The organism is Nocardia xishanensis NBRC 101358 (assembly GCF_001613365.1).
Classification (GTDB): Bacteria; Actinomycetota; Actinomycetes; order Mycobacteriales; family Mycobacteriaceae; genus Nocardia; species Nocardia xishanensis.
Genome location: NZ_BDCF01000093.1, coordinates 1 through 12,557 on the forward strand (window position 1 = coordinate 1; position 12,557 = coordinate 12,557).

Consider the following 12,557-nt stretch of genomic DNA (forward strand, 5'->3'; position numbering starts at 1 on the left):
CGCCGGTCGGCGCGGTCCAGGCGATGCCCGCCTCCTCGGCGGCCTCGCGCAACTCGTCCTCGCCCCGGGACAGCGCGGCGGCGGCCTGCTGCACCGCGGCGCGCGCCCGCTCGGCCTCTTCGGCCCGCTGGTCGAGGGTCTGGCGGGCCTTGAGCGACTTGTCGCGGTGCACCGCCGCGGAGGTCTCCAGCCTGCGCACCGCGTCGGCCAGGTCGTCGAGCTGCTGTTTGCCCTCGTAGGCGCTGGAGCGTTGCAGGGTCTCGCGGTCGGTGAGGGCCTGCTCGTAGGTGCGGTCGGCGTCGTCGGCGCGGGCTTCCGCGGCAGTGCGCTCGGCCTCGCGGCGTTCGCGCAGCGCGGTCGCGGCGAACAGCGCGGTACTGGCGTGGGTGACCGCGTCCAGGCGGACGCGCACCTGGTCGACATCGGTCTTGGCTTGCACCGCGAGGTATTTCCGGTACACGCCGACGAAGGCGCGGGTCGCGGTGTCGGCCTGCACCAGGCCCTCGAGGGTGCGTCCGACCTCTTCCATATCGCTGAAGGAGCGGGCCGCGTCCAGGATCAGCTGTTCGTCCAGCGGGCGCAGGCCGTCGGTGAGCGCCTGGGAGAGGCCGCGCGGGTCGAGGTTCTTGGCGAGCTGCGGGCGGCGCAGCGTCAGAATGAGATTGATGAGCTGGTCGTAGCGCTGGGCGCCGAGCCCGAACATGCGGGCGTCGATGGCGGCCCGGTATTCGACCGGCCGGTCCACGATGGAGTCGGTGCCGATCTGCTCGGCCAGCTGCTTGCGGGTGAACGGGCGGTCGTCGGGTCCGATGAGGGAGAAGTCGACGCCCACCCGGCCGTCGGCGACGAAATACCAGCGCGTCACCTTATCCGAGGACCGGGTTGCGCGCATGCCGATGCCAACGGTGACCACTTCGGGGTCGTCCCACTTCCCGCGCGCGAACTCCATCCAGACATAGGAGTAGGCCGATTCCTGCTTGCGGTACAGCAGATTCGACTTCATCGTGCGCTCTTCGCCCGCGAACGGGTTGAGCCTGCGCGGTTCGATGCGGCCGTCGAGCACGAACGGGAACAGCACCTCGAGCGCCTTGGTCTTGCCGGAGCCGTTCGGTCCGCGCAGCACCAGCCTGCCGTCGGCGAAGCAGAACTCCTGGTCCCGGTAGTCCCACAGGTTGACGATTCCGGCGCGGGTCGGGAGGAAACGTACTCCGCCGTGAATGACCGACATGTTCAGATCCCTTCCGTACCGGTGCTTGCGGCCCCGACGGTGTCGTCGGCGGTGACGAACAATTCCGCGGCCCGCTTGGTGCGCACGGTGACCACCGCGCCCCGATAACGCGCCAGTGCGGGCAGCACGAGCAGCCCGTCCGCGAGCGGCTGGACCAGTCGCAGCCGTGCGAGCAGCGCGGTGACCTCCGCGGTGAGCCCGGGCACGTCGGCCTGCCACTGCGCGGCGAAGGTCACGCCGTAGCGGTCGGTGAGCGCCTGCACGGTGTCGCGCACCCAGTCGGCGGCGACGAACGGATAGGTCGCTCCGGGTTCGGTGTCGTCCTCGTCCGCCGCCGAATCCGCCTCGGCCGCTCGGTTTCCGGCGAACGGCGGATCGGCCATCGGCGCGAACAGAGTGGATTCGGGAATGGCGTCGTCGAGCCGATCGGCCAGCACCGCACCGGGATCGGCCGCGCGCGAGCGGCGGGGGAGCGGGTGGTCGATGTCGAGGACCACATCGGCGATCTCGCCGACCAGCAGCAGCGCCACCTGGGCGAGCGTGCCGGTGCCTGGGAAGCGGACATCGGAAAGCCGCCCCGACGTGTCGATGAGCGCGACGCCCTCGGCCCTGCGTTCGGCGCGCAGACCCGTGAACAGTTCGACATCGGCGACCGTCCGGTCCTGCGTCAGCACCGGACGCTCCTCGGGCGCCAGATCCTCCGCGTAGACCACCGGGCGCTCCACCAGCGCCCGGCGCACCCGGCGGGCGATCTCGCCGGACGCCGCGGCGGGCTGCCCGGCGGTGACGGCGGGATCCTCGGCCAGCAGGCCACGCACGCTGTGCAGATGTTGCAGGGCGCGCGGCGGCCGGAACAGCGCGAACACCACCGGCCGGTCGATGTCGTAGAGCGCCTCGCCCGCCTCGGGATCGGCGGCCCACCCGCCCGCGTCGCCGTCGGCGAGGGTGAGCGCGCCGCGAGCGGCCAGCCAGCCGACGGCGTCGACGAAGGCGTCGCGGTCCGCCGCGCGATCCGGCGCGAGCTCGAGCCCGTCGATCCTGACCGTGTAGGCCGCGACCTGATCGGCGAGCTCCGAGAGCGTGATCTGATCGCCAGCGCGGCCGAGCGCGGCCAGCGCCAGCGCGAGGTAGGCGTAGCGGCGGCGGTCGAAGACGCGGTCGTTCACGGTGCGCGCGGGTTTGCCGCCGTCGAGCCGATCGGTCACGGGGTAGACCCGCGCCGTGGTTTCGGTGACCTCGAGCCGGTAGCCGAACAGTTCGGCGAGGTCCTCGCGAAGTTCGGTGGCCCACCGGCGAATCAGCGGCAGCGCGATCCGGTCCGGATAGGTTCGGGTCACCAGGTGGTTGGCCAGGATCACCCTGGCGGCGCGCTGGTAGTTGTCCAGTGCGAGCGCGTCGATGCGGCGGGCGTGAATCATGCTCCGCCCCCTGCGGTTTCGACGTCGGCAGTGTTCGCGCGCCCTGCGCTCCCGCCGCGGGACCTGGTCGCGCGGACGTCGAGCTTGCGGTTGTTCAGGTGCAGCAGCCCGCGCGAGGTTCTGACGACGGTCGGCCCAGGATGCTCGGAGACCGTCAGGGTGACGCCGCTCTCCGAACCGGTGGTGCCGCCGACCCGTCCGCTGACCGGCACCCACGCCGTGGAGGCGGCGTCCAGCAGGCGGAGCAGCACCTCGGTCTCGCGCTCGTCGAGTACGCGTTCGTGAACGTCCGCGGCGGCCAAGGACCGCGCCGCCTCCGCCCTGGCCCTCTGCGCGGCCAGCTGAGCCTCGCGCAGACGGCGAATTCCCGCGTCGTTGCGCTGGATTCGGCCCGGTGCGCCCGCCGAGGGCGGACGTCCGGTCTCGGCCAGGGTGCGCGAGATCTCCAGCGGCGGCGCCTCCCACCACGATCGGGTCGCGGGCACGATGTCGGCGTCCGGATGTTCCATCGCCAGGTGGCGCGGCCTGCCGAGCCCGAACACCGCGTCGAACAGCGCGTGCGCGCTGTCGGCGGTGGGCGCGGCGGTGAACCAGCCCGCGAGGTGGCGCAGCGCCGACTCGCGGCTCACCCCGCCGCGGCGCGTCTCGGTGACCCGCCGCAGCAGCGACAGCACGGCCGCGATCGCGCTCATGGTGGCCTCGCGCAGCCGGTCCGCCTCGGTGGACTCGGCCTCGGCGTCCGAGGTGACGAACCAGGTGCGCAGGCCGTGCCAGCGGGCGCGCCAATCCGCTTCGCGTTCGGCGGCGCTCAACAGCACCCGCTCGTCGCAGCTCGCGGCTCGCGCGACGAGGTCGTCGACGCCGGTCTCCTCGATCTCGCCGATGGCGGCGGCCAGCCGGGGCGCGAAACGCGCCAGGTCCATGCTGAATTCGCGCATGTGCGCGAGCAGCGCGTCCTTGTGCGCGAGAAACGATTCCGGCGTGATCTCGGTGGTGCGCACCAGATCGCCCAGTGACAGATAGAAATGGGCGGCGCGCGCGGCCATATCGGACAGCGCCGCGTCCAGCCTGCGCAGCGTGCGGTAGACGCGTTCGGCGTCGCCGACCCTGTTCACCGCGGCGAGGGTGTGCAGGTCGGCGAGCAGTTCCGGCAGCACGAGCCGCGAGAGCGACGCCTCGTCCAGCCGCGCCTCCAGCACGCCCGCCACCGCGCGATATGCCTGGAAGCCCGCCTGCGAGAACTGGTAGACGTAGTGCCGGTTGCGGTATTCGGCCAGCGTCGCCGCCCGGGTGCCGTCGTAGCTGCGCTCGAGCACACCCCACTGGTGCAGCTGATCGAGCAGCGGCCCGATCTCGGCGGCGCTCAGCGGCGCGGCGTCGCTGCGCCGGAACAGACCGGGCTGCGCCTCGGCCGGACCGGCTTCCGCCTTGTCCGGCGACGGCCCGCTCTCCGCGACCCGCGCGCGTCCGCCGTTGCGGCGAATCCACTCCGCCACATCGTCGGCGTGCAGCAGCACCACGTAGGCGGCCCGCGCGCTGTCGAACGCGCGCAGCACCCAGAGGTAGTCGGCGCGCTTCTCCGCCGTCGCGAAGGAGAACAGTCGCAGCCGCTCGTCCCACTGCACGGCGCAGCCGACCTGATCGTTCAGAGCAGCGGAGCCGGGCTGCTCACTCTGTGCGGCGGAGCCGGGCTGTTCGCCTTGTGCGTCGCGACCCAGCTGTTCGCCTCGTGCGGCACAGTCGGGCTGATCATCCAGTGCGGTTGCGCCGGGCTGATCGCCGGAGGGCGGGCCGTCGTCGGAGTCGGTCACCGGGAACAGGGTAGTAGCGGGCCGGTCGCCGCCGACAAGACCGACCCCCGTTCGGCGTGGCTGTGTCCGCCGTTCCGCGGTTCGCCCGCGCCAGGACGGGGGCCGCTCATTCGGTCGACAGCGCGCGCAACTGCTCAAGATAACAGTGCGTGCGCGGGTCGCCCGGATAGCGTTCGATGATCTCACGGGCCACCTCGCCCGCGATCCACATCAGCGACGGCAGCGAGCGGCGCTTCCCCGAGAAGGCGCGCATGCCCTCGGCCAGCGCGAGTTCCAGATCGCGTCCGCGCACCGCGACGACGGCCAGCGTCAAATGTGCCTCGGAGACGCGCATCGGGTTGCGCACCGTGCCATCGGCCCTGGTGGAGTTCCGGATGACTTCGCGGGCAAAGGTTTCCGCGAGGCGATCCTCGCCGGCCACGCGGCAGCAGTCCATCGCGTAGAAGTCGAACTTCTGCGGGTCGACCACGAAGTGGTTGTCCAGGTTCGCCGGATGGTCGAGTCGCTCCAGGATCGCTCGACCCTTGCCGAGCGCCCGTTCCACCTCGGCGCGATCGCCGAGCCGTGCCCACGCCTTGGCCCGCTGCGCGGCCAGCTGCACGCCGACCCCGAGATGGCAACTGTCCTCGAGCACGCCGTCGACGGCTTCCACAGCACCCCGGTAGTTACCTTGGGTCAGTGCGAACCACGCTGCCATTTCCGCTGCCCACCCGGTGATCTCGGGATGGTCGGCCTCCTTGCCGAGCGACCACGCCGCGCGCCGGGTGGCCTCCGCCGAGGTACGGCGACCGAGGTCGTAGTCGACGCAGCCGACGAGCAGCGCGACCCAGCCCGCGAGCACCAGGATCTCCCGGTGCTGTGCCAGCGTCAGCCGCCCGTCCAGCAGCGAGGTGATCCGCCGCAGCCAAGACGTTCCCTCCGAGTGCAATTCGTGTGGGTCGGCGTAAGGGTATTCGCAGCACAGTCGTTCGGCGGTGATCCGGACGGCGTCCAGCGTCGCGGCCGAGACGTCCGACATGCGCAGCCTGCCGATGAACTCCAAAGTGTCCATCCCTGTTGCCGACAGCAGTTCGTCGTCCCGATTAGGCCTGGCCTTCGGGAAGAACGCCGCGGTGACGGTGTCGAAGGCGGCGGCGATGATGGGGGCGTAGAAGTCGTCGGGTCGCGACTCGCCCGACTCCCAACGCCGCCAATTGCGTAGCAGCGTGCTGTCTGTCGGCAGATTGTGCGATGACTTCGCGCGCATCACGCGGACGGCGTCTGCCTGTGACCACCCCCTCGCATCGCGCTCGGAACGCATCCGGACTGCCCAGACGGGTCGATCGTCTCCAGCGGCCACGGTTGTAGTATCACACCAGTTAACGTCTGGTGGCCCGGATAGGGCATCTGGATGTCAGTGGGTTGACACCTGCATTCGCAGTGTGGCGTCAGCGATCCTGAAGTGGGAGCGGTCAGGTTTGCCGGATTTGCAAATGTAAGTGCAGATGCAAGATCCGTGATCGCCCTCGTCGCAGTACCCTGCACGGGAAGATCCAAACAAGAGAACAGCGGCCCTATCCAACGGAGGTTCGGGTGGAAGCGTTGATCTATGGATACTTGCGTGATGATCTGGCCGATGGCCACAGCGAGGAACTCGAGCGCGCGATGAGCACGTTCGCCCGAGCCGAAGGGCTTTGCTTCGCCGCGACATTCCACGAAGCGGCAGCGGGCGACGGTACGGCGCTGGCCGAGCTCACGCAGGAACTCAAGCGCGCCGACGCACACCACGTGGTGGTGCCGTCACTCGATCACTTTGCCGGCCAGACGATTCCGCGAGACATCTTGATCGCGAAACTGGCCCACGAAGCGGCGGCCCAGGTCTGGACCGTCGAGGAGGTGAACGCGACCAGCGTCGCGGTCCCGCCGCCCTCCGTGGCGTGAGGACGCCTGTTCCGAGCGCGGCGAGCAACACCGCGATGTGGTGTTGCTCGCGCCGGGACTAGACCCCCGCGGCCGGGACCGGCCGATCACAAACCGAAACTGCCCGGACCCCTTCTGCGCAGATACTTTTCGAACTCCGCGGCGATCGCGTCACCGTCGATCTTCGCCATCGCGTCGTTCAAATCGACCGCCGCGTCACCGCGTTCCTCGAGCGAACGCACGTATTCGGTGATCTCCTCGTCGCCGACGGTCATCTCGTTCACCGCGGCTTCCCAATCCTCGGCCTGCTTGGGCAACTCGCCCAGCGGCACCTCGATGTCGAGCACGTCCTCCACCCGATGCAGCAAGGCGATCGTCGCCTTCGGATTCGGCGGCTGCGACACGTAGTGCGGCACCGCCGCCCAGAACGACACCGCGGGCACGCCCGCCTTCACGCACTGATCCTGCAAGACGCCGGTGATGCCGGTCGGGCCCTCGTAGCGGGTCTGCTCCAGGTTGAAGCGCTCGGCCGCCTCCTTGCTGTACGCGGAACCGGTCACCGGAACGGGCCTGGTGTGCGGGGTGTCGGCGAGCAGGGCGCCCAGGATCACCACGGTCTGCACACCCAGCTGCTCGATGAACTCCAGCAGATCCCCGCAGAAACTGCGCCACCGCATGTTCGGCTCGATTCCGCGTAGCAACACCACATCCCGGTCGCTCCCGGGCGGCGAGCACACCGAAAGCATGGTGGCGGGCCACTGGATCTCCCTGGTCACGCCGTCGACCTGACGCACCGTCGGCCGGTTCACCTGATAGTCGTAGTAGTCCTCGGAATCGAGTTCGGCCAGCGGCTCGGCATCCCAGATCAGTTCCAGATGCTCGACGGCGCCGCTCGCCGCGTCACCGGCGTCGTTCCAGCCCTCGAAGGCGGCAACCAGCACCGGATCCCGCAACGTCGGCAGTTCCGAATCGGAAGTTTCACTGGGGTTCACCCGGTCAGCCTACGGCTTGGGCTCGCGTGGTGCCGTATCTATTGCGCGCTGGCGCGGCCCCCCGAACGGGCGCCCGCGCGAATGTGGCGCCGCACACGCTCACGGTGAACATTCGCGGGCTGTTGGTTACCAGTCGTACCGGGCCTTTACGCTTGTACACATGTCTGTGTCCCACTCCGCCGCGTTCGATACCACGCTTCTCGACACGCTCCGTCGGCGTGTCGTCATCGGTGACGGCGCGATGGGCACCATGTTGCAGGTCGCGGATCTGACCCTGGACGATTTCCGCGGGTTGGAAGGCTGTAACGAGATCTTGAACGAAACCAGGCCCGACGTGCTGCGCGACATCCATCGCGCGTACTTCGAGGCGGGTGCGGACGCGGTCGAGACCAACACGTTCGGCTGCAATCTGCCGAACCTCGCCGACTACGACATCGCCGACCGGATTCGCGATCTGTCCGAGCGCGGCACCCGGCTGGCCCGCGAAGTGGCCGACGAGATGGGGCCGAGCGAGGACGGCACGCCGCGCTATGTGCTCGGTTCGATGGGGCCGGGCACCAAGCTGCCGACGCTCGGGCACGCGCCGTACACGATCTTGCGTGACGCCTACACCGAGTCGGCGCTCGGCATGTTGGAGGGCGGCGCCGACGCCATCCTGATCGAGACCTGCCAAGACCTGTTGCAGGTGAAGGCGGCGGTGACGGGCAGTCGGCGGGCGATGGAGCGGGCAGGCCGGCGGATTCCGATCATCACGCACGTCACGGTGGAGACCACCGGCACGATGCTGGTCGGCAGCGAGATCGGCGCCGCGTTGACGGCGATCGAGCCGCTCGGCGTCGACATGATCGGTCTGAACTGCGCGACCGGTCCGGACGAGATGAGCGAGCATCTGCGGCATCTGTCGCGGCACGCGCGGGTTCCGGTGTCGGTGATGCCGAACGCGGGCCTTCCCGTGCTCGGCGCCAACGGTGCGGAGTATCCGTTGACGCCGGAGGAGCTGGCGGTCGCGCTGCGCGGTTTCGTCTCCGAGTTCGGTCTGGCGCTGGTCGGCGGCTGCTGCGGTACCACGCCGGAGCACATCCGACAGGTGCGCGACGCGGTCCGCGAGGTGGAGCCCTCGCTGCCGCCGATCGCCGAGCGCCGTGAGCCGGTGCACGAGCCGAGCATCTCGAGCATGTACACCTCGGTGCCTTTCGAACAGGACGCCTCGGTCCTGATGATCGGCGAGCGCACGAATGCCAACGGCTCCAAGGCTTTCCGCGAGGCCATGCTGGCCGAGGACTGGCAGAAGTGCCTCGACATCGCCAAGGACCAGACCCGCGACGGCGCGCATATGCTCGACCTGTGCGTCGACTACGTCGGCCGCGACGGCACCAAGGACATGGAGGCGCTGGCCTCCCGCCTGGCGACCGCGTCGACGTTGCCGATCATGCTGGACTCCACCGAGGCGCCGGTGCTGCGAGCCGGGCTCGAGCACCTCGGCGGGCGCTGCGCGGTCAACTCGGTGAACTACGAGGACGGCGCGGGACCGGACTCCCGGTTCCAGCAGACCATGCGGTTGGTGGCCGAGCACGGCGCCGCGGTGGTCGCGTTGACCATCGACGAGGAGGGGCAGGCCCGCACCGCCGAGAAGAAGGTCGAGATCGCCGAGCGCCTGATCGCCGACATCACCGGCAACTGGGGCCTGGCCGAGTCCGACATCATCATCGACACCCTCACCTTCACCCTCGGCACCGGTCAGGAGGAGTCGCGCCGCGACGGGCTGGAGACCATCGAGGCGATCCGGGAACTCAAGCGCAGGCACCCGCTGGTGCAGACGACCCTCGGCTTGTCGAACATCTCCTTCGGACTGAACCCGGCCGCGCGGCAGGTGCTGAACTCGGTGTTCATGCACGAATGCGTGCAGGCCGGCCTCGATTCGGCGATCGTGCACGCCTCCAAGATCCTGCCGATGAGCCGGATCCCGGACGAGCAGCGCGAGACCGCGCTCGACCTGGTCTACGACCGCCGGACCCTGGACTACGACCCGCTGCAGAAGCTGATGGCGTTGTTCGAAGGGGTCTCCACGTCGTCGTCGAAGGCATCGCGCGCCGAGGAGCTGGCCGCGCTGCCGCTGTTCGAGCGGCTCGAGCGCCGCATCGTCGACGGTGAGAAGGCGGGTATGGAGGCCGACCTGGACGCGGCCATGGCCGAGGTGCCGCCGTTGCAGATCATCAACGAGACCCTGCTGGCAGGCATGAAGACCGTCGGCGAGCTGTTCGGCTCCGGTCAGATGCAGCTGCCGTTCGTGTTGCAGTCGGCGGAGGTGATGAAGGCCGCGGTCGCGTACCTCGAACCGCACATGGAGGCCACCGACGACTCCGGCAAGGGCCGCATCGTGCTGGCGACCGTCAAGGGCGACGTGCACGACATCGGCAAGAACCTGGTCGACATCATCCTGTCGAACAACGGCTACGAGGTGGTCAACCTCGGCATCAAGCAGCCGATCGCGACCATCCTGGACGCCGCGATGGACAAGAAGGCCGACGTGATCGGCATGTCCGGCCTGCTGGTGAAGTCGACCGTGGTGATGAAGGAGAACCTGGAGGAGCTCAACGCCAAGGGCGTGGCCGATCAGTTCCCCGTACTCCTCGGCGGCGCCGCGCTGACCCGCGCCTACGTGGAGAACGACCTGACCGAGGTGTACGAGGGCGACGTGCACTACGCCCGCGACGCCTTCGAGGGTCTGCGGCTGATGGACGACATCATGACCCGCAAGCGCGGCGGCGGGCTCGATCCGGACAGTCCAGAGGCCGTCGCCGAACGCGAGAAGGCCGCCGAGCGCAAGGCCCGGCACGAACGGTCCAAGCGGATCGCCGCGCAGCGCAAGGCCGCCGAGGTCCCGGTCGAGGTGCCAGCCCGCTCGGACGTGGCCGCCGAACTGCCGGTGCCGGTGCCGCCGTTCTGGGGCACGCGCGTGGTCAAAGGTCTTGCGCTGCACGAATATTCGGGACTGCTCGACGAACGGGCGCTGTTCCTCGGCCAGTGGGGTCTGCGCGGCCAGCGCGGCGGTGACGGACCCTCCTACGAGGAACTGGTGGAGACCGAAGGCAGGCCGCGGCTGCGGGCCTGGCTGGACCGGCTGTCCACCGAGGGAGTTCTGCAGCACGCGGCCGTGGTCTACGGCTATTTCCCCGCCGTGTCGGAAGGCGACGACGTCGTCGTGCTCACCGAGCCCGATCCCGATGCGCCGCAGCGGTATCGGTTCACCTTCCCGCGCCAGCAGCGCGACCGGTTCCTGTGCATCGCCGACTTCCTGCGCTCGCGGGAGCATGCCAAGGCCACCGGTCAGGTGGACGTGCTGCCGTTCCAGCTGGTGACGATGGGCCAGCCCATCGCCGACTTCGCCAACGAGCTGTTCGCCGCCGACAACTACCGCGACTACCTCGAGGTGCACGGCATCGGCGTCCAGCTCACCGAGGCGCTGGCCGAGTACTGGCACCGTCGCGTCCGGGAAGAACTGGTGCTGGACGGGCACTCGGTGGCCGAATCCGATCCCGACGACGTGCTGGACTACTTCAAGCTCGGCTACCGCGGCGCGCGCTACTCCTTCGGCTACGGCGCCTGCCCTGAGCTCGAGGACCGCGCGAAGCTGGTCGACCTGCTCGAAGCCGACCGCATCGGCGTCGTGCTGTCGGAGGAACTCCAGCTGCATCCCGAACAGTCCACCGACGCGTTCGTCCTGCTGCATCCCGAGGCGAAGTACTTCAACGCCTGATTCGTCCTGGGAGAACGGCGGCTCGGCGCGATGCGGAGTCGCCGTTCACTCGTGGGCCGGGCACGCATGTTCGACCGATGTGACGGTACTCACCGCGGCGATGTCCCTTCGTCGTGGCCCTGGCCCTCGTCATGGGCTCTGACCTGCTGAAACGCACGGGAATGCGGTGAGTCGACCGGGTGTCGGCGAAGTATCTGTTACCTATGGGTACACTTGACGCTTCGGGGCGACCTGGGTAATCAACCGTCCGGTCCGTCGAATCCGGTCACGCGGCTGGATGTCTGTCGGGTGGGTATGCCATTGTCGAAGAGTTGCAACTGCATCCGGAGCAGTCGGCGGATGCCGTTCGTCTTGCTGCTGGCGGGTGTAAAGCACTTCGGAGCGCATGGTTTTCGCCGGGAATCCGTCGAGCGCGCCGTAGTGCTCGACGGCTCGGCGCACAGCAGGAGGGGCACGACCTCATGACGGCGGATCGGTTGATCGCTGGACGGTATCGGCTGACGGATCCGATCGGCACCGGCGCGATGGGCGTGGTGTGGCGCGCGACCGACGTGCGGCTACGCCGCACCGTGGCGGTGAAACAGCTGCTGCTCGGTCCCGGCCTCTCCCGGGAACAGGCGCTGGAGTCGAAACTGCGCGCGATGCGCGAGGGGCGGATCGCGGCGCGGCTGCACCATCCCAACGCGGTCACCGTCTTCGACGTCGCCGAAGAGGACGGCCAGCCGTGGCTGGTCATGGAGTACATGAACGCGCCGAGCTTGGCCGCCAAGCTGTCCGGGCAGCGCACCCTGTCGCCGATCGAGGTGGCCAAGATCGGCGCGCAGGCCGCCGCCGCGCTGGCCGCCGCGCACGACGCGGGCATCATGCACCGCGACGTGAAACCCGCCAACCTGCTGGTCGCCGACGACGGCACCGTGAAGATCACCGACTTCGGCATCTCTCGCGCGGTCGGCGACGTGACCGTCACCGCGACCGGGTTCCTGGCGGGCACCCCCGCCTACCTCGCGCCGGAAGTGGCGCGCGGCGAGAACCCGGAACCGGCGTCCGACGTCTTCGCGCTCGGCTCCACGCTGTATGCCGCCGTGGAGGGCGCGCCGCCGTTCGGCGAGGGTGACAACGCGCTCGCGGTGCTGCACGCCGTCGCGCGGGCCGACGTGCCGCAACCGCGGCGGGCGGAGGGGCTCGCACCGGTGCTGATGCACCTGCTCGCCGCGAGCATCGACGCGCGCCCGACCATGAGCGAGGCGAAGGAGGCGCTGGAAGCCGTTGCGGCGGGTCGTGTTCCGGCGCTGGCCGCGGCGCCGGTGGCGACCAAGGTGCTGCCCGCGCCCGGTGCGGACGCGACCACCGTGCTCGCCACGTCCGCCGCGACCGCGAGTACCGGGAACGCCGACGACGCCACCGAATTCGTGCCGACGGCGGCGTTCGCGTCCGCGCCGCCGAGCGGACCCT

General features: G+C 69.5%; 7 protein-coding genes and 1 pseudogene. 3 read left to right on the plus strand and 5 right to left on the minus strand.

The window, feature by feature from the left end; all coding sequences use genetic code 11:
* The 4 genes and pseudogenes from NX1_RS34265 to NX1_RS34280 form a co-directional block, all read right to left on the minus strand.
* Positions 1 to 1,228, minus strand: a pseudogene (locus tag NX1_RS34265) (endonuclease); the annotation flags it as partial.
* 2 nt (positions 1,229 to 1,230) lie between these two features.
* Positions 1,231 to 2,643 carry a TIGR02678 family protein gene (locus NX1_RS34270; protein WP_068069151.1) on the minus strand — a complete coding sequence of 471 codons (1,413 nt, stop codon included), beginning with the start codon at positions 2,641 to 2,643 and terminating at the stop codon, positions 1,231 to 1,233.
* On the minus strand, positions 2,643 to 4,253 hold the full coding sequence (locus tag NX1_RS34275; RefSeq protein ID WP_084501981.1) for a TIGR02677 family protein: 1,611 nt from the start codon (positions 4,251 to 4,253) through the stop codon (positions 2,643 to 2,645). The genes NX1_RS34270 and NX1_RS34275 overlap by 1 nt, the downstream gene beginning before the upstream one ends.
* A gap of 310 nt (positions 4,254 to 4,563) precedes the next feature.
* Positions 4,564 to 5,703: an NsdA family TPR-like regulatory protein gene (locus NX1_RS34280; protein WP_068069160.1), complete on the minus strand. Its 1,140-nt coding sequence runs from the start codon at positions 5,701 to 5,703 to the stop codon at positions 4,564 to 4,566.
* 326 nt (positions 5,704 to 6,029) lie between these two features.
* Between NX1_RS34280 and NX1_RS34285 the strand changes: the two genes are divergently transcribed.
* Positions 6,030 to 6,377: a hypothetical protein gene (locus NX1_RS34285; protein WP_068069144.1), complete on the plus strand. Its 348-nt coding sequence runs from the start codon at positions 6,030 to 6,032 to the stop codon at positions 6,375 to 6,377.
* Positions 6,378 to 6,463: 86 nt separating this feature from the next.
* On the opposite strand, the gene NX1_RS34290 is transcribed toward NX1_RS34285, so the two are convergent.
* Positions 6,464 to 7,348: a PAC2 family protein gene (locus tag NX1_RS34290; RefSeq protein WP_068069147.1), complete on the minus strand. Its 885-nt coding sequence runs from the start codon at positions 7,346 to 7,348 to the stop codon at positions 6,464 to 6,466.
* A gap of 160 nt (positions 7,349 to 7,508) precedes the next feature.
* On the opposite strand from NX1_RS34290, the gene metH reads away from it, so the two are divergent.
* Positions 7,509 to 11,105, plus strand: a complete 3,597-nt coding sequence (gene metH, locus NX1_RS34295) for a methionine synthase (protein WP_068069150.1) — start codon at positions 7,509 to 7,511, stop codon at positions 11,103 to 11,105.
* A 461-nt stretch (positions 11,106 to 11,566) separates the two neighbouring features.
* Positions 11,567 to 12,557 (plus strand): serine/threonine-protein kinase (locus NX1_RS34300; RefSeq protein ID WP_157120379.1); only part of this gene is annotated, 991 nt, incomplete at its 3' end.